Source organism: Sphingomonas sp. CFBP 13720, assembly GCF_014842075.1.
Taxonomy (GTDB): Bacteria; Pseudomonadota; Alphaproteobacteria; order Sphingomonadales; family Sphingomonadaceae; genus Sphingomonas.
Genome location: NZ_JACYVA010000009.1, coordinates 116,374 through 134,850, shown reverse-complemented (window position 1 = coordinate 134,850; position 18,477 = coordinate 116,374). Strand labels below are relative to the sequence as shown.

The following is an 18,477-nucleotide window of genomic DNA, read 5'->3' as shown; positions in this document are numbered from 1 at the left end:
CACAGGAATGCGCCAACTACTTCGCCGCATGCGGATATGATGCAGACTGATCGAAAACCGCTCTAAGAACCCGCGAAGACGTCAAACGAACCAGATTTTGGTTAGTTTGACAGTACCCTTTCGTCAGTAGCGCTGGCACCTCGACGAGATGTACGTGAACCTCAATGGCCAGATGGTCTACCTGTGACGTGCCGTCGACCACGCGGGCGAGGTCCTCGAGAGCTACATTACCAAAACCCGCGACAAGGATGCAGCGCCCGCCTTCATGAAGAAGGCGTTCAAGCGTCATGGTTCGCCCGAGGCGATCACCACCAACGGCCTGCGTTCCTACCGTGCTGCGACAATCGTTCCGAACGACCAGGCGCAAACACAATCCGGCATTGATTACGCGCTTCGAGACCGCAGATATCAAAAATAGTAAAAAAGATGCAACAATTGGTCTTGTATATACATAACGCTTAGACGTACCATCTGGACAGGGAGCGGAGTCACGACATGCACCGTCGGCCGGGCAACGCAACAGCGTAACGGCCACCGTCGAGACAGGGGAAACCTAATGAGCACGATCGTCTCCGGTCGTGGGTTTGTGCCCACGCGCCGCACCCTTCCGTTTATTCTGCTGGCCCTGTTGGCCGGAACGTCGCTGCCGGCGCTAGCGCAAACGACCCCGGCCGGCGACAGCACTGGTAGCGCGGCCCTAGGCAACTCAGCAGCATCTTCGCAGGAAGATGCGCAGGCCGGCGACGACATCATAGTCACTGCAACACGCCGAAATACGACGATCCAGCAAACGCCGCTGGCAATTACTGCGCTGACTGGTGACACGCTTACAGACGCGGGCGTCACCAACATTGCGGACTACGCCAAGTTCGTGCCGTCCCTGCGTATTCAGGATAACGGTCCTGGTTCTCGCCGCGTATCGTTGCGCGGTGTACAGGCACCGGGCGAACCGACCGTCGGCACCTATTATGACGACGTTCCCGTCACCGGATCGGTGGGCGTCTCCAGCGACGCGGCGGGCCGTACCGCCGACTTCTCGCTGTTCGACATCGAGCGCATTGAAGTGCTACGAGGACCGCAAGGCACGTTGTACGGCTCCAGTTCAATGGGCGGCGCAATCCGCGTAATTTTTAACAAGCCGTCCGATGAGTTCGAAGGGAACGTCGAAGCGACCGCTTCCGATGTCGCGGGCGGCGGCTTGGGCTATTTCGTCAATGGTATGGTCAACGTACCCGTTGTCAGCGACAAGCTGGCCGCGCGCCTCGTACTATATCAACGTGAGTCCGACGGCTGGATCGACAACCGGTTTCTGGGCCGCGACGACGTGAACGACTACAACGCCACCGGCGGTCGACTGTCGTTGCGGTGGTCGCTTGCGGACAGTTCGACGATCGATGCGGTAGCGATGTATGAGGAAACGGATGCCAACTCCTATTCCTTCAACCCGCAGCTTGGTCAGTATGTATCAGCAGCGCAGGTACTGTTGCCTTACAAAGACACTTCGCAACTCTACAGCCTGACCGGCACCACCGATCTGGGAGGGGCCACCCTTACCTCAATTCTGGCATATCAACAGCGAACTTCCGCCTACGCTGCCGACGATAGCTACTATATCGGTACCTTTCGCACGCCGGGCCGGTGCGCGAGCGCCGTCAACGGGAGCGCAAATGCTGCTTGCTCACCGACCCAGCTAAACGACTTCTACGCCTATCTCGACGGCCTCAGCCCGGCCGCAATCTATTATCCCGGCACTACCAAAGATCTGACCAGCGAAGTACGGCTGTCGTCCAGCGGTACCAACGTCATCGACTGGACAGTAGGTGGCTTCTTCCAAGATCGCGACAATCGTGTGACATCATCCGATGCACGCGCCGATCGCGCCACGGGCGAAATCATCTTTCCGGTCCAACTGTTTTATCGTCGCGAGATCGTTGACCGGCTGAAACAGTTCGCGGGTTTCGGTGAGGCGACTTATCATCCGACCCCCACGATTGGTCTTACGGCCGGCATACGTTACTTCGATTACAAAAAAAGTGTGACTGGTTTTACCGATATCGGTTGGACGCTGATCGGTGCGCCGGTTCGCTCCCCCTCCACGGTGGACACGTCGGAGAACGGCACGCTGCTAAAATTTAACGCTTCTTGGGAGCCGACAAGCAACATCTTGCTCTACGGCAGCGCATCGCAGGGTTTCCGTCCCGGCGGCGCGAACCAAGTGATCGGCCTCCCGGCCGAACTGACGCCGTATCAATCCGACAAACTGTGGAATTACGAAATCGGAAGCAAGCTGGATCTGTTTGGTCGCCTGCTAACGTTAAACCTCGCCGCGTATCAGATCGACTGGGACAATATTCAGGTGCGCGGACGCACCACCAACGGCGCGTTCAGCTTTTTGGCAAACGCTGGCGCGGCACGCGTTCGTGGCGCTGAGATCGAAGCGTTCATTCGTCCGGCGCGCGGCCTACTCGTCACGGTGTCGGCCAACCACGTCAGTGCCAAACTCACCGAGAATCAGGTCAGCGACGTAGTGAACGGCGCCGGCCGTATCGGTGACCGAATTCCCGACATTCCGGACTGGAGCGGCGCGATCTCGGCGGAATATACTCGGCCGGTGGCTCAAGGGATCGACCTGTTCGCGCGCGGCGACGTCAATTACGTCGGTTCATTCTATTCGGAATTCCGGCCAGATAACATTTATCGCGTCAAAGTAGACGAATATGCGCTGGCTAACCTGCGGATTGGTGCCGAACTCACTGACAGCGATACTGGCGTGTACCTGTTCGTGAACAACCTATTCAATGCCTACGCAATTAATCGCGCATCGAACGGCTCCACGCCAAATTCCTTTTCTGCAACCGCCGCCGCACCGCGGACGATCGGCATCAACATCAGGCGTCGGTTCTGACGATGCTGAACCACAGGAGGAACGCTATGCACAACACCGTTTGCGCGCTGCTGATGGGTACGGCCTTAATTGCGGCAGGATCAGCCGTGGCGCAGGATGTGCCAACGCCCCGCGCGGTGCTGGGGCACGATGTGGGCGAGGACCGCTACCTTGCGAATTATGACGACTCGGTGCGCTACCTGCGCGCACTCGCCAAGTCGTCCGACCGGATCCGATTGTTCGAAGCAGGTAAGACGACACAGGGCAGGACGCTAACCTACGCCGTCATCTCGTCGGCTGAAAATGTGCGTAGCTTTGAGCAGATCGCGGCGGACCATCGCCGCCTCGGCGATCCGCGGTCGCTAACGGAAACACAAGCAAAGGCGTTGGCGGCAACATCGAAAATTATCGTGCACATCGACGGCGGCATGCACGCCGGTGAGGTCGCTGACCACCAGTTGCCGATTGCGCTTGCCCACAAACTCGTGTCGGCCACGAACGATGCCGAGGTTGATGCCATTCTCGCGGACGTGGTGTTGGTGCTATGGCCGACGTTGAACCCGGACGGACAAACGATGGTAGTCGACTGGTATCGCCAGAACCTGGGCACCAAGTTTGAGACGAGCCGGATGCCATGGCTGTACCAAGACTATGTCGGTCACGATAACAATCGCGACGGCTATATGCTGAACATGACCGAAACACAGGCGGTCAACGCTGCCGAACAGCACTATTCGCCGGTTATCTGGTATTCGCAGCACCAGGTGTCGCCATTCCCCGCGCGCATCTGGGTGCCGCCGTTTGCCGATCCGGTATCCTCGAATATCAGTCCGTATATGCGGATATGGACGAACGCTATCGGCACTAACATGATGACCCGGTTCGAAAAAGAGCAGAAGCCTGGGGCGATTGCACAGGCTCGGTTCGACAACTGGTTCCCTGGCTTCCTCGACTATATCCACGTGTTCCGTAATACGATTTCGTTCTTCACCGAAACCGCGCATGACAGTGCCACGCCAATGACGTCGAAAGTAGAAGATTTCCCGGCCAACATGCGCGACCTGAAGGCGCAGATCATGTACCCCAACCCTTGGAAAGGCGGGGAATGGCACCTTCGTGACTCCGTCGACTACATGATGACCGCGTCGATGTCCGTACTAGATACGGCGCAGAAATACCGGGAGACGTTGCTGTTCAACCGCTGGCAGGCGGGTCGCGACACAATCAAACGCTATGCCGAGGAAAAACTGGCCGCCTATGTGATACCGGCGGACCAGCGCGACCCGGGGGAGGCAGCGGCGTTGGCGCAACTGTTTCTTTCGCACGGCTTGGACGTGCATAGGTTATCGACAGCGGCGACGCTGGGCGACAAGCCGTATCCCGCAGGATCTTGGGTCGTACGCACCGACCAGCCGTTCGCTGGCCTGACGAGCGAGTTATTGGAACCACAAAAATATCCAGACGCGATCATGGACGGCAGCGGAAAGCCGGTCGACCTACCATATGACGTGACCGGCTGGACGTTGCCGATGCAGATGGGCGTACGCGTGGAACGCGTGACACGACCGATTGATGCGGTAGCGGTTGCAGCGATGACGCGGGTGACGGCAGCGGCAGCACCGGCCGGGGCCGTTACCGGTTCAGGCGATGTCTTTCTGATGCCCCGGCGCATGAACGCGAGCTATCGCGCGCTGAACGAGGCACTCGCACAACGGGGCCGTGCTAGCTTTGCAACGGCGTCGCTTGGCGAAGGTGCCGCACCGGAACCGGTCATCGCGTTGTCCGGCCTGTCGCGGGCAAAGATGGAAGTAATCGCTGCTGACAATGCGCTGCCAGTGACCGCCGCAGCAACCGCAGGCGCTGGTATGCCGATCAAAAAGGGTCGCGTCGGACTGTACCGTCCGTGGGGCTCTAACATGGACGAGGGCTGGACCCGCTGGCTTTTCGAGCAATACCGCTTTGCACCCACTAGCCTTTACAACACTGATGTCCGGCGCGGCGGCCTGTCGCGGCGGTACGATACGATTGTCCTGCCGGACATGAGCAGCCCGGCGCGCTCAAGGCCTGGTGGCACCGCGCCGGTGGCAACGAAGCCGCACAGTACGTTTAAAGGTCCGATCGCCACGCTAGTCGACGGACTTTCCCCCGAAGAAGTACCGGCGAAGTACGCGGGTGGCATCGGTCTGCAAGGCGCCGAAGCGCTGCGCGCCTTTGTTCGCGATGGGGGCACGCTGGTTGCGTTTAACAACGCGTCAGACGCTGCGATCGAGTTGTTCGACCTTCCGGTCACCAACGTGCTGAAGGATATCGGCAGCGACAAATTCTTCTGCTCAGGCGCGCTGCTTGCGGTGCAACTCGCGCCGGACACGCGGGCGACTGTGGGTATGCCGGCCGATCCGATCGTGATGTTTGAGCGCGGGCCGGCGTTCGAGCCGAAGCCTGGCTTTGCTGGCAAGGTGCTTGCCTCCTATGCGTCGCAGGGCAATCCCCTGCGCTCGGGCGTGCTGCTTCATCCCGAAGCAATTCAGGGCAAGGCTGCGGCGGTCGAGGTGGAGTACGGCAAGGGCCGGATTTATCTATACGGCTTCCGCCCGCAGTGGCGCGGACAAAGCCACGGGACGTACAAGCTTGTCTTCAATCTACTGTATCCCGAAGCCCGGTGATCAGCACGGGCAGGACGCCCTGTGTGTCCTGCCCGCATGGCTGACCGGGTCCGGTCAGGCCATAGCTTGGAAGTGCACGAGCAAGACTGCACCGGTGCCGGTGAGCAGGATTGGATCCCTCCCGCCGAGCAGCGCGTCGCCGGCCGTCAGCACCGATCCCGCATAACCGACATCGTTGCCCAACGGCATTAGCAAATCGGCAGCAGCGCTAAATGGGGCATCGCGCACCGTTGTGCGGTGAGTATACACGCCGCGCCGTGTCATCACGTTGATCGCGCTTGCAGTTGCGGGTGCATGTTGCAGGACCTCCGCCTCGCCGGGGAAGCGCGCTATGTCACCGGCTGCTAGGACACGCAGCGCGCCGTCAATCGTCAGCTGGACCGGACCGCCATGCGCCAGCACGAAACTGCGCTCGATGCCGGGAAACGCAGAGAAGCAGGCGTGGCCTTCAAGATCCGCTATGCTGACCCGCCAGCCGAACATGCAAGTACAATCGGCGGCGACTTCGCGTGTGACCCCGCCTCCGTTGCGCCAAGGGACGGCGACGCGAGCCGCCGCCGGCAGAAGGCGTACAATCACCCAATGATTCCCGGCAGGTCTAGCCCCTTGGCACGTGCGCAATCCATCGCGATATCATAGCCAGCATCAGCATGGCGCATCACCCCCGTGGCCGGGTCGTTCCACAGGACACGTTCCAGCCGACGCGCGGCCGCTGGCGTGCCGTCGGCGACGATTACCATACCCGAATGCTGCGAAAAGCCGATGCCGACGCCGCCGCCATGGTGCAGCGATACCCAGGTCGCACCGCTGGCGGTATTGAGCAAGGCGTTCAGTAACGGCCAGTCACTGACCGCATCGGATCCGTCCTGCATAGCTTCGGTTTCGCGGTTGGGTGAAGCGACCGAACCCGAATCCAAGTGGTCGCGCCCGATTACGATCGGTGCCTTCAATTCGCCATTGGCAACCATCTCGTTGAACGCCAGTCCTAATCGATGGCGCTCACCCAGTCCTACCCAGCAGATCCGTGCCGGCAGGCCCTGAAACTGGATACGGTCGCGCGCCATATCGAGCCAGCGGTGGAGATGCGCGTCATCAGGTAACAGCTCCTTCACCTTCGCGTCGGTCCGATAGATGTCTTCGGGATCGCCGGACAGCGCGACCCAACGGAACGGGCCGACGCCGCGGCAGAACAGCGGACGGATATAAGCAGGAACGAACCCGGGGAAGCTGAAGGCGTCGGCAACCCCCTCTTCAAGCGCCATCTGCCGAATGTTGTTACCATAGTCGACGGTCGGCACACCATCGTTCCAATATGCGACCATTGCGCGGACATGCGTCGCCATCGATGTGCGCGCCGCACGTTCGACCGCGGCAGGATCCTTCTCACGCGTGCTTTGCCACTGCTCCAAGGTCCAGCCCCGCGGCAGATAGCCATTGATCGGGTCGTGGGCGGACGTCTGGTCCGTCACGCAATCGGGTCGGATACCCCGTGCGTGCATCTCCGGTACCAGATCGGCGGCGTTACCAAGCAGGCCGATCGACACCGGCTTGCCCGCAGCTTTGGCCTCGTCCAGCATTGCCATCGCTTCGTCCAGCGTAGCAGCGCTACGGTCGAGATAGCCGGTGCGCAATCGCATTTCGATTCTCGACGGCTGGCATTCTATCGCAAGGCAGGAAGCGCCGGCCATCACCGCAGCAAGCGGCTGGGCGCCCCCCATGCCGCCCAAGCCCGCAGTCAGGATCCAACGCCCCGACAGAACGCCGCCGTAATGACGCCGGCCCATTTCAACGAACGTTTCGTAGGTGCCCTGCACGATCCCTTGGCTGCCGATGTAAATCCAGCTGCCCGCTGTCATCTGACCGTACATCATCAGTCCCGCGCGATCGAGCTCGTGAAACTTTTCCCATGTCGCCCAGTGCGGTACCAGGTTTGAGTTGGCGAGCAGCACTCGGGGTGCATCGGCGTGTGTGCGGAACACGCCGACCGGCTTGCCGGACTGCACCAGCAGTGTCTGGTCGTCCTCCAGCCGTTCCAATGTTTCGACGATCCGGTCATATGCGGGCCAGTCGCGCGCCGCGCGGCCGATGCCACCATAGACTACGAGTTCTTCCGGCCGTTCAGCGACGTCGGGGTCGAGGTTGTTCATCAACATGCGCAGCGGTGCTTCCGTCAACCAGCTTTTCGCAGTCAGAGCGGTGCCATGGTTGGCGCGAATAGTACGGCTGTTGTCGAGGCGTTGGATCATGCGCAGGTCCAGTCGATGCAGGCGTTGAGAACGGAAGAGAGAGTACGTACGGTCTCGGCCGTGCGAGTCCTCTCCAGTGGGGCGGGCCAAGTCTTCGGTGTGAATGTCGCCGGTTCAATCAGGTAGCTGCGCATGGCCAGTTCCATCTGCACGGCGTGAATGCCCGTTTCCGGCTGGCCGTAATGGCGCGTAGTCCACCCACCACGGAAGCGTCCGTTTAACACGTTAGGCGAGCCACTCGCGGCACACGCCGCCACCACCGCAGCCTCGAGTTCCGCAGCGCAGGTCTCACCATTGTTTGTACCGATGTTGAAAACGGGCAGCGAGCCTGCGAACAGGCGAGGTACATGACTGCGGATCGAATGGGCATCGTAGAGGACGACGCGATTATGAGCAGAGCGCAGCCGATAAAGTTCTTCAACAAGCGCCGCATGATAAGGATCGAAGTATCGCGCTCGCCGCTCTGCCACTTCGCTCGGGTCCGGCGCCTGGCCGTCATGGTATAGCAAATTGCCGTCGAAATCAGTCGTAGGGCACAGTTCGGTTGTGGCCTGTCCTGGGTACAATGATACGCCACCGGGGTCGCGATTGACGTCGATTACCGAACGGGAGACGGCAGTTGCCACGATCGTCGCGCCGAGTCCGGTCGCAAAGGCGTAAAACTTGTCGACCCACCAGTCTGCGTCCTTGCGTGCCTGCCATGGCGAAACAAAGCGCCCTAAGAGTTCGTCGGGCAGCATCGTCCCGGCATGAGGAATCGCGATGATGAGCGGTGCTTCGCCACGCTGGACGGACAACCAGCCGTTCATGCCGCTACGCCTGGCAGGGCTATGCCGGATGCGACCACGACCGTTTCAAGAACGCCGCTTTGTACCAATGCCAGCGCTGCCTCTATATCGGGATGGAAATAGCGATCGTCATCCAGCGTCGGTACCTGCTCGCGCACCGCCGCACGAACCGCCTCAAGCGCCGCGCTCGAGCAAAGCGGTGCGAGGAAATCGCAACCTTGGGCTGCTGCTAACGTTTCAATTGCGACTACTCCGGCCGCGTTCGCTGCCATCGGCATCAGTCTCCGGGCACCATGCGCCGCCATCGAGACGTGATCTTCCTGATTGGCGGACGTAGGAATTGAGTCCACGCTGGCCGGCATCGCGCGCTGCCTGTTCTCCGAGACTAACGCCGCCGCGGTCACTTGCGGGATCATGAAGCCGGAGTTGAGCCCAGGACGCGGCGTGAGGAAAGCGGGCAACCCCGACAGTGCTGGATCTACGAGCATCGCGGTGCGCCGCTCCGAGATCGAGCCGATCTCGCAGATTGCCATCGCAATCATGTCGGCGGCGAAGGCGACCGGCTCGGCGTGAAAATTTCCGCCCGAGAGCACTTCGTCGTTGGTGACGATCAGTGGGTTGTCCGACACGGCATTTGCCTCAATGCCCAGCGTCGTACCCGCCTGCCGTAGTAGATCAAGGACGGCTCCCATCACCTGTGGCTGGCAGCGCAGGCAGTACGGATCCTGCACTCGCGGGTCGTCCGTACGATGCGACTCACGGATTGCTGAGCCTCGCACCAGCGCGCCTAATGCACCTGCAACCTCTGCCTGGCCCCGATGCCCCCGCAAAGCATGAATGCGCGGGTCGAAGGGAGTGTCGGAACCGCGCGCCGCTTCCACCGACAGAGCACCTGCGACCAGAGAGGCGGCGAACACCCGCTCGGCTTCGAACAATCCCGCCAACGCTTGTGCCGTGGAGAACTGAGTTCCGTTCAGCAGCGCCAATCCTTCCTTAGCAACCAAAATCACCGGAGATAATCCCGCCTGGCGCAACATATCGTCCGCCGGCTGTGGGACGCCGTCGGTATCGAGGATGTGGCCGACGCCTATCATCGCTGCCGTCATGTGGGCGAGCGGAGCCAGATCACCCGATGCGCCGACGGAACCTTGTTCAGGCACTAACGGGATCAGGTCTTGTCGCAGCATCGCGTCCAGCAGGAGTAGCGTTTCCTCCCGGATGCCGGACGCGCCACGACCAAGGCTGGCGATCTTCAATGCCATCATTAGACGCGCGACCGGGGCCGACATCGGCTTGCCGATGCCGGCGGCGTGGCTTAGCACGATGTTACGTTGCAGCTGGACAAGATCGCTGGGTGCAATGCGGACCGACGCCAGCTTTCCGAAGCCGGTATTCACGCCGTACACGGCCGCGTCCTGTCCTACGATGCGGGCAATCACTGCTGCGGCAGCTTGGACTGCAGGCAGGCAAGCGGTGTCGAGATACGCCGCCTCCCCAAAGTAAATGGCGCGCCACTGTGCTAACGCCATGGTGCCCGGCGTGATTTCAACCGACATTGATTCCTCCAAAAATGCGAGCGTGGAGTGGGTTGCTGCCGATGCCGTAGACAAGTTCGGCCGGGGACCCGACGTCCCATATGGCAAGGTCGCACGCCTTGCCGGCTTCGAGCGTTCCGATCTTATCCCCGATACCCAAAGCGTTTGCCGCAACCCGGGTCGTGCCCATCAGGCACTCGGCAACCGTAAGGCGAAACAGCGTGGCGGCCATGTTCATCGCCAGCAGGGGTGATACCAGTGGCGAGGTGCCGGGATTGCAGTCGGTAGCAACCGCGATGGGAACGCCCGCCGAGCGCAGTAGCCCGACCGGCGGCAAACGATCTTCGCGCGTGAAGTAGAACGCGCCTGGTAGCAGCACAGCCACAGTACCCGCTTGCGCCATGGCCGCTACCGCTTCCTCATCCGCATGTTCCAGATGATCCGCCGACAACGCCCCCATGCGTGCCGCCAGCGTAGCGCCGTGGAGATTTGACAATTGTTCGGCATGCAACTTTATCGGTAGGCCAGCGCGTGCAGCAGCGGCGAACACGAGCTCGACCTGCGCCGGACTGAAGCCGATCCCTTCGCAGAACGCATCCACGGCATCGGCAAGTCCTTCTGCCGCAATGGTGGGCAACATGCAGTCGACAATGTGGGTAACGTAGCCGTCCGGATTATGCCGCCATTCGGCCGGCACGGCATGCGCGCCGAGAAAGGTCCGACGGACGCGGACGTTGCGCACGTTTGCCAACGCACCAGCAACGCGCAGCATTTTTGCTTCATGCTCAAGCGACAGTCCATAGCCTGACTTAATTTCTACTGTCGTAACACCGTGCGCTAGCAGAGCGTCGAGCCGCGGCAGGCTCTCGGCGAGCAGCTCATGGGCGTCGGCTGCGCGGGTCGCCGAAACGGTCGAAGCAATGCCGCCGCCGGCCCGGGCGATGTCCTCATAGGTCGCGCCGGCCAGCCGGGCCTCGAACTCACCAGCCCGGTTGCCAGCGTAGACCAGATGCGTGTGGCAATCGACAATCCCCGGCGTGATCCAGCGTCCGGTACAACGGGTCGTTGTACTTGCGCTAAGCAGCGGCGCTTCGGCGGCCGGACCGGCATACACGATCCGGCCGTCTGTACACGCGACCATACCGTCATCGACGATGCCGATGCCCTCCCCCGCCATGGTCGCGAGACGGGCGTCCAACCAGACATGGTCACATTGGATCACAATGAATTCCTGAACAGTTCGACCTTTTTATGTCTATACATTTGAGGTAGGGCAAGACAATTCGGGAGGCACAATATGCAGAGCATCTGGTTCGAACACGCACTGCTGCCGGAAGGGTGGGCCGAACGTGTCGCGGTCGCGATCGGATCGGATGGGCTAATCGCGGACGTACAGGTTAATGTCGCGCCGGACAGCGCACGCCGGTACGGCGTCGGCATGCCGGGAATGCCGAACCTGCACAGCCATGCGTTTCAGCGGGCAATGGCGGGGCTAACCGAACGGCGGGGGCCGGATGCCGACAGCTTTTGGACGTGGCGCGAATGGATGTACCGCTTCGCTGCCCGTGTGGACCCGGACAGCTTGGCCGCCATCGCCGCGCTGGCCTATGTCGAAATGCTGGAAGCCGGCTTTACCCGTGTCGGGGAGTTCCATTACGTCCATCATCAACGCGATGGCGCAGCTCACGCCGCCCCGGCAGCTATGGCGCGCGGCATTGTAGCGGCAGCCGCGGCAACCGGCATTGGGCTAACGCTGTTGCCGGTGTTCTATGCTGCAAGTGGCTTTGGTGGGGTATTACCAAGCCCGCTTCAACGCAGGTTTGTATCGACGCCCGACAGCTACTTGCGCCTGCTGGAAGACAGCGAGGCGGCGGTCGCCGACTTGCCCGACGCGATCGTAGGCATCGCTCCGCACAGCCTGCGTGCCGTGGGAGCGGAACACTTGTCGCTACTGATGGAGATGCGTCCCGCTGCCCCGATCCACATCCACATCGCCGAACAGCAACAGGAAGTACGCGACTGCATCGCTTGGAGCGGCCAGCGCCCCGTGGAATGGCTATTTGCTCATGCCGATGTTGGTCCACGTTGGTGCCTCGTCCATGCAACCCATGTTGACGCGACGGAACGATCGCAGATAGCGCGCTCTGGCGCGACCGTAGGGCTTTGCCCAATTACCGAGGCCAATCTGGGCGATGGCGTCTTTCCTGCTGCCGCCTTCATGGCCGAAGGCGGCACCTTCGGTATCGGTTCGGATTCGAACGTGCGGATCGACGTCGCGGAAGAGTTGCGACTGCTGGAATATGGTCAGCGCCTGACGCACCAAGCGCGTAACGTGATGGCGCGACCACATAGCTCGACCGGCCGGACCCTGTTCGACGGCGCACTTAATGGCGGAGCGAACGCACTAGGGACAGGCCCAAGCACGATCTGCGTAGGACGACCAGCCGATTTGCTATCGTTGAATGTGGCCTTGCCAGAGGTTGTCGGACGGTCAGGCGACGCATTGCTCGACGCATGGATTTTTGCACGCGGAAGCATCGACTGCGTGTGGCGGCGCGGGACACTTGTAGTAGAAGGTGGGCGGCACCGCGCTAGGCACGTGGTCGAAACCCGGTATGGAGACGCTATGAAGCAGCTGATGAAGGATGGTTGACTTCGGCCAAGCTACTTCGTTGCACAGCCGCATTCGGAGCGACGTCGAACGGCGCATATTGTCCGGCGAATGGAAACCTGGAGACCGCATCCCCTTCGAACACGAGTTGATGGTAGAATATTCCTGCTCACGCATGACAGTGAGCAAAGCGCTGTCGTCACTCGCAGGTGCAGGCTTGATCCAGCGCCGCCGCCGAGCCGGGTCATTCGTTGCACCGCAGCATGTTGATATGGCCGCTCTGGCAATACCTGACATCCGCGCAGAGATTCAGAAAAACGGAGCGATCTACACGCTTGAACTTATCGAACGTCACGTCCACGAACTGACGAGCAGCGCTGAACCGCCTTTTGAACTAGGAACACGGTTGCTACGGCTGTCCTGTCGACATCTAGCCGACAACCGCCCATTCGCAACTGAGCGTCGCTCAATCAACCTGTCAGAAGTTCCGGCTGCCGAGGACGTGGATTTTGGCATCGTTCCTCCAGGAAGCTGGCTACTGTCTAACGTTCCTTGGACTGAGGCAGAGAACCGTATCGGCGCCCGACTGGCGGAAGCGGACGGCGACCTTCTGAACATCGGTGTGGACAGCGCCTGCCTCATGCTGGAACGCCATACTTGGCGGGCAGGTGTTCCAATTACGTCGGTTCGACAGGTTTTCCCTGCATCGGGATTCTCCTTGGTAGCGCGCTTTGCCGGAATGAACCCGGACGGGTAAGCACTAACGGATTCAGAACTGTTAGATTTGTGCTGTTGGCGAGTGATTTAATCGTTTGTCCATCCTACGCGCTGATCGCGACCGCACGGTCGACACCAAGATTAACCTCCGTTGACCTTAACGGCTCGGCGTAAGTGAGTTCGATGTTACTTTAATCAGAAGGCCCCGATTGCTCGGGGCCTTCCATATCATCAAAATTTGATGTTCGCGTTGGCGAAGAATTGACGCCCGACATAATCATATCCGGAGTAGAGCGGGGCGTTCCCAACGGTCGTGAACCCGACCGCACTGATCCTCGGTGGCTTGGTGTCGAGCAGGTTGCGGACGCCCAACGTGAACTGGTACTGCTTCTGCACGTTGAATTGCACCGACAGGGAGTGGAGGAAGTAGTTGCTTGCTTCCAGGTAATAACTGTCGCGGTAGCTTTGGACCAGTTCCGGATCGCTGATTCCGGTCAGATTGTCGAACGCGAAATAATCGTATGTCCGATTACGATCGCCGTCCGTCCAGTCCAGACCATAGCGGATCGTGACCGGCTCGATGTTGAACGTTGCGTCGAAGTTGCCGACCCAGTCTGGGGATGTGATGATGCCGTTCGAATCCGTCAAGAATTCTTCGGGGAAGAGACGGGTGGACTGTTCGGTATATTTGGTGACGTTAGCGTTCAGGATAAACCGTCCGCCGAGGAGTTCGCGAGCGTAACGCCCGTTGAACTCGAAGCCCTTGACGATGTTCTCCGACAAATTGACGAAGCTGCTCGTCACCGTCAACGCCTGATTGGTGTCGCGCTGGACGAAGCGACAGAAGCCTTCAGTCGCGTTGAAGTTCGCATTGCCATAGCAGCGCTGGAGAATAGTCGTTCCGCTAAGATCCGAGACGCCATTGTCGACTTTGACGTCGAAATAGTCGAGCGACAGTGACAACTGACCGATCGCTTCCGGCAGACGCGGACGTACCACCGCACCGATCGTCCAGTTGGTCGACGTTTCTGCGCTCAGCCCGGCTTCGGCACCGCCCACTCGGAACGACGTGATGCCGCTGCGCTGCTCGAAGTCCGCCGGCAGGCCGATCGACGCGCAGTTGCGCGCGATGATCTGCTGGTTGGGAGATTGTTCGCCCGCCACGGGCAAGGCGCTGCACGGATCGCTGTTGGCGCCGAGGAAGCCGCTGGTAGCGCCAAGGAACTGCTCGGCCAGCGCCGGCGCACGGTAGGACGTGCCATAGCTGCCACGGATGCCGATCCCACGGAACGGTTCCCATTCACCCGCAACCTTGTACGTCACGTCCGATCCGTAGGAGGCATAGTCGGTGTAGCGGGCCGAGCCGGTGAGGTTGAGGCGATAGAAGAACGGCTGGTCTTCGAAGATCGGCACGTAGATTTCGCCGAAGCCTTCCTTGACGTTATCCTTGCCGACCGTCGGCGTCGCAGCTGTCAGGCCGAACAGGTTACCGTTCACCGAGTTCAGGTCGGGCTGATCGTCGATGCTCTGCCGGCGATGTTCGACACCCAAGGCGACCTGGACGTCGCCGGCCGGCAGGTGGACCAGCGGACCGTCGATGTTGAACGCATAGGTCGTCTCGCGGAAACGGGTCTGCCCGATCGTGTTCTGGACGATGTAGTTGCGGAACGCGGTCGGAAGTTCGCCGCCGATCACAGCTGCCGTCAGGAACGGAGCGACGACGCATGTCGGGTTGGCGGCGGCGCTCGCGCAGCTGAACGTGCCGTTGCCGTTTGCGACGACGTTCAGCGAATTCGCAAGCCGGTCGGTCAGGAACGATTCGGATCCATAGGTCCCGTCGTTGAACGACTTGCCGACATAGGCGTCATAGCGCCAGTCCGGGAAGAAGAAGTCGCCGCGAATGCCGCCCGATGCACGGACATAGTCCACTTTCTGATCAGCCGTCGTCAGGCCATAGCCGATGAAGGCACGCGCGGCGATATTGCGGCCACTCGACGTCACCGTCGGATTGGCGAACAACCCGTTGCGAATCGCCTCGGGGAGCAGCGGGCTGCCCTGGAGATAATCGAGCGAAAGCTGGCGGTAGAGCGGCGCGGACGATTTACGGCGGGTCGCGAGAAGCTCGCCGTAGACTTCGGCGTCGCCGAGCATCTGCAGCTTGTAGGTGGCCGCGAGATAGCCGGTGTAGATTTCCGTCGCGCTGATAAGCGGCTCTTCTTCCTGCCGCGGATCGAACGTGTCACGGTCGTAGTTACCGACGCCGAGATAGCCGGGAAACGGTCCCGTGGTCACGCCCGGTGCGGGCACGAACCGGTTGAACCGGCCGACGACACCGCTGGTCCGCCCGATCGCGTCGCGCGTAGGCAGGCCGAGCGTGTTGATCGTTACGCCACCATTGTCGAGCGTGAAGCACGCGCGGGGATCATCCGGCGAGAAGTTGTCACCCGAACCGAACGCCGAGCCTTCGCCGTCCAGGAAACCACCGATCGGGCAACCGAAAAACGGCACGTCATTGCGGGAGAGGACATCGCGCTTGCGATATTCGGCCGATCCGATGACGCTGAGGCGGTCGTTATTGAAGCCGAAGCTGGCGCTGGCGCGGCGGTCGATGCCCGCACCGACTTCGGGGACGTTGACCTGAAAATTGAGCTGTAGCCCGTTCAGCTTCCGGTCGGTGATGATGTTCACCACGCCGGCGACGGCGTCGGAACCGTAGACTGACGACGCACCTGCCTTCAGAACCTCGATACGCTCGACGATGGCGTTGGGCAGAACGTTGAGATCGGCAGCCAAGAGCGAGCCGCGGGTACCGCCTGGCGCGAGCCGCCGGCCGTTCAGCAGGATCAGCGTACGGTTGGGTCCGAGGCCGCGCAGCCCGAGCGTGTTGGCGCCGGTCCCGCCGTCGGTCACGAAGCCGCCGTACGCGCTGTTGATCTGCGACGCTCCCTGCGCCACCGCGTTGCTTTGCAGCGCATCACCGACGCTGGCAAAACCAGCCTGCGTGATCTCGTCGCGACCAATTACGGTGATTGGCTCCGCTACCGAAAATTCGTCGCGGCGGATGCGCGAACCGGTGACGACGATGTCGCCGCCTGCCGACGTGGTGTTATCGTCGGAGTTCGGCGACTGTGGGTTCTGTGCGTCGCTCGGGACCTGGGTCGGATCGGGCGCCGGGCTCGTCTGCGTATCGGTGGCGGTCGTCTGCGCGGACGCAGGCAAAGCAATAGCGATAGCCAGCGGCGCCAGAGCCGTGGCCACATACAAATGTGGCAGTTTCACAAGATTTCCCCGTTTTTCCAGCCGCCTATGGCTTCTCCATATACGAGTATTTTTATCTAAATGCGGCAAGTGGGAAATGTAGGCTCTGCCTACTAAACGCTCGGGTGTCACATAAATGCCACGAGGGGCTCTGCCAGACTAACGTGGCAGGACTGTTCGACGTGCGATAACGCACAGCCATGAACCGACGATCACGAGCCAAGCCGCCCAGCCCGTTCCGCCGGTTCAACTCGTCACCTGAGGTGATCCGGCTGGTTGTCATGATGTACGTGCGCTTCCCGCTGTCGCTGCGGAATGTCGAGGACCTGCTGTTCGAGCGTGGCATCGACATCTGCCATGAGACGGTGCGGATGTGGTGGAACAGGTTTGGTCCGATGTTCGCAGGGGACATCCGGCGTCAGCGCATGTCGCGGATGCGCGGCTTCCGTCACTGGCGCTGGCACCTCGACGAGATGTAAGTGAAGCTCAACGGTCAGATGGTCTACCTCTGGCATGCCGTCGACCACGAGGGTGAGATCCTCGAGAGCTACATCACGAAGACACGCGACAAGGACGCAGCGCCTACCTTCATGAAGAAGGCTATGAAGCGCCATGGTTTGCCCGAGGCAATTACGACCGACGGCCTGCGCTCATACCGGGCCGCGATGAAGGAACTGGGTAATACCGAGAAGCAGGAAATCGGCCGCTGGGCGAACAATCGGGTGGAGAACAGCCACCTGCCGTTCCGAAGAAGGGAGCGGGCCATGCTTCGGTTCAGGCGAATGAGCTCGTTACAGAAGTTCGCTTCGGTACATGCCAACGTGCACAATCACTTCAACCTCGAGCGCCATCTCGTCGATCGCCAGACCTACAGGGAACGCCGCTCTGCCGCCCTGGCAGAGTGGCAGCTCATTGCGAGCTAGCCCCTACCCTCATAGACCGACCTGCACCGTGCAGAGAGCGGTTCGCGTTAGACTGACAGCACCCCGACGAGCGACCGCCTGAATGCGTGCAACCAGCTCCTCGCGATGAAACGGTTTGGTCACGTAGTCGTCTGCGCCAAGCCGAGCGAACGGACCTTGCTGTCCCTATGGCTATCCCCCGACAGGATCATCACCGGCGTGGTGATGCGGCCAACCCTCAGCTTCTTCAACACGTCGTAGCCGTGCATGTCGGGCAGGTTCAGATCGAGAAGGATGATGTCGTAGTCGTAGAGCTTGCCGAGATCCACGCCCTCCTCGCCAAGGTCCGTAGTGTAGACGTTGAACCCTTCCGTGCCGAGCATCAGCTCAATGGCCCTGGCTGTGAAGCGGCTCGTCCTCGATCAGCACAACCCGCATCACACCGCCCCTGCCTGCCCCTGTCGAACCGGTAAACGACTAAGGTTGCCGATCTTTTAGCCCAATCATCATAGATCCGGCTTGACCTGCCCAATCGACCGGAAGCTCCTCCCACGAAGTGAACGAACGTCCGATGTTGAGAAGCGAGAGGCAACTCGCGAATGTCAGTGTCTGAGCCATTCGGATATCGGTACTGCGGATGCACGCTCGAAAACACCGGCGCTGAATCGAACAATATCGCGATGCCGAGTAGGCAAGAGGGCTGTCAAAGACCAATTGCCAGCAAAGTTTTTCCACGCGGATCGTAGCGCAGGGCAGAAATTGCAGCCAGCCCGACGCCAACCCCTCTTTGTACAATGCGCATTGGTTTTTAGTTTTCGACAGCAGGCGATACCGCTCGTCTGTGCCACTTCGCCACCGTCTCGGAACCGATCT

General features: G+C 60.7%; 10 protein-coding genes and 3 pseudogenes. 6 read left to right on the top strand and 7 right to left on the bottom strand.

Annotated features, from left to right (window positions below; translation table 11 throughout):
* Positions 1 to 130: 130 nt before the first annotated feature.
* From IFT55_RS17805 to IFT55_RS15660, 3 genes and pseudogenes are all read left to right on the top strand, one after another.
* Positions 131 to 340 (top strand): annotated as a pseudogene (locus IFT55_RS17805) (DDE-type integrase/transposase/recombinase); the annotation flags it as partial.
* Positions 341 to 556: 216 nt separating this feature from the next.
* Positions 557 to 2,905 (top strand): TonB-dependent receptor, encoded by a 2,349-nt coding sequence (locus IFT55_RS15665; protein ID WP_192093283.1) that lies wholly within the window; start codon positions 557 to 559, stop codon positions 2,903 to 2,905.
* 26 nt (positions 2,906 to 2,931) lie between these two features.
* Positions 2,932 to 5,547, top strand: a complete 2,616-nt coding sequence (locus IFT55_RS15660; RefSeq protein ID WP_192093282.1) for a M14 family metallopeptidase — start codon at positions 2,932 to 2,934, stop codon at positions 5,545 to 5,547.
* Between the two features lie 54 nt (positions 5,548 to 5,601).
* Here IFT55_RS15660 and IFT55_RS15655 read toward each other — a convergent pair whose 3' ends face one another.
* Genes IFT55_RS15655 through hutI form a run of 5 tightly spaced genes read right to left on the bottom strand, consistent with a single transcriptional unit; the run spans position 5,602 to position 11,335 of the window.
* Positions 5,602 to 6,126 (bottom strand): HutD family protein, encoded by a 525-nt coding sequence (locus IFT55_RS15655; protein WP_192093281.1) that lies wholly within the window; start codon positions 6,124 to 6,126, stop codon positions 5,602 to 5,604.
* Positions 6,123 to 7,790 carry a urocanate hydratase gene (hutU, locus tag IFT55_RS15650; RefSeq protein WP_192093294.1) on the bottom strand — a complete coding sequence of 556 codons (1,668 nt, stop codon included), beginning with the start codon at positions 7,788 to 7,790 and terminating at the stop codon, positions 6,123 to 6,125. Before hutU ends, IFT55_RS15655 begins: the two co-directional genes overlap by 4 nt.
* Positions 7,790 to 8,602, bottom strand: coding sequence for an N-formylglutamate deformylase (hutG, locus tag IFT55_RS15645; protein WP_192093280.1), 813 nt, complete (start codon positions 8,600 to 8,602; stop codon positions 7,790 to 7,792). Before hutG ends, hutU begins: the two co-directional genes overlap by 1 nt.
* On the bottom strand, positions 8,599 to 10,137 hold the full coding sequence (hutH, locus tag IFT55_RS15640; protein ID WP_192093279.1) for a histidine ammonia-lyase: 1,539 nt from the start codon (positions 10,135 to 10,137) through the stop codon (positions 8,599 to 8,601). Before hutH ends, hutG begins: the two co-directional genes overlap by 4 nt.
* On the bottom strand, positions 10,127 to 11,335 hold the full coding sequence (gene hutI, locus IFT55_RS15635; RefSeq protein WP_192093293.1) for an imidazolonepropionase: 1,209 nt from the start codon (positions 11,333 to 11,335) through the stop codon (positions 10,127 to 10,129). Before hutI ends, hutH begins: the two co-directional genes overlap by 11 nt.
* A gap of 78 nt (positions 11,336 to 11,413) precedes the next feature.
* Between hutI and IFT55_RS15630 the strand changes: the two genes are divergently transcribed.
* Positions 11,414 to 12,769 (top strand): formimidoylglutamate deiminase, encoded by a 1,356-nt coding sequence (locus IFT55_RS15630; RefSeq protein WP_192093278.1) that lies wholly within the window; start codon positions 11,414 to 11,416, stop codon positions 12,767 to 12,769.
* A complete protein-coding gene (locus tag IFT55_RS15625; RefSeq protein WP_192093277.1) occupies positions 12,762 to 13,484 on the top strand; it encodes a UTRA domain-containing protein in 723 nt (240 codons plus the stop codon). Before IFT55_RS15630 ends, IFT55_RS15625 begins: the two co-directional genes overlap by 8 nt.
* 191 nt (positions 13,485 to 13,675) lie before the next feature.
* Here IFT55_RS15625 and IFT55_RS15620 read toward each other — a convergent pair whose 3' ends face one another.
* The gene (locus IFT55_RS15620; RefSeq protein WP_192093276.1) at positions 13,676 to 16,723 is read right to left on the bottom strand and encodes a TonB-dependent receptor domain-containing protein; all 3,048 of its coding nucleotides are present in this window, start codon (positions 16,721 to 16,723) and stop codon (positions 13,676 to 13,678) included.
* Positions 16,724 to 16,902: 179 nt separating this feature from the next.
* Here IFT55_RS15620 and IFT55_RS15615 point away from each other — a divergent pair.
* Positions 16,903 to 17,625, top strand: a pseudogene (locus IFT55_RS15615) (IS6 family transposase).
* Between the two features lie 18 nt (positions 17,626 to 17,643).
* On the opposite strand, the pseudogene IFT55_RS15610 reads toward IFT55_RS15615, so the two are convergent.
* Positions 17,644 to 18,042: pseudogene (locus IFT55_RS15610) on the bottom strand (response regulator); the annotation flags it as partial.
* Between the last annotated feature and the right edge of the window lie 435 nt (positions 18,043 to 18,477).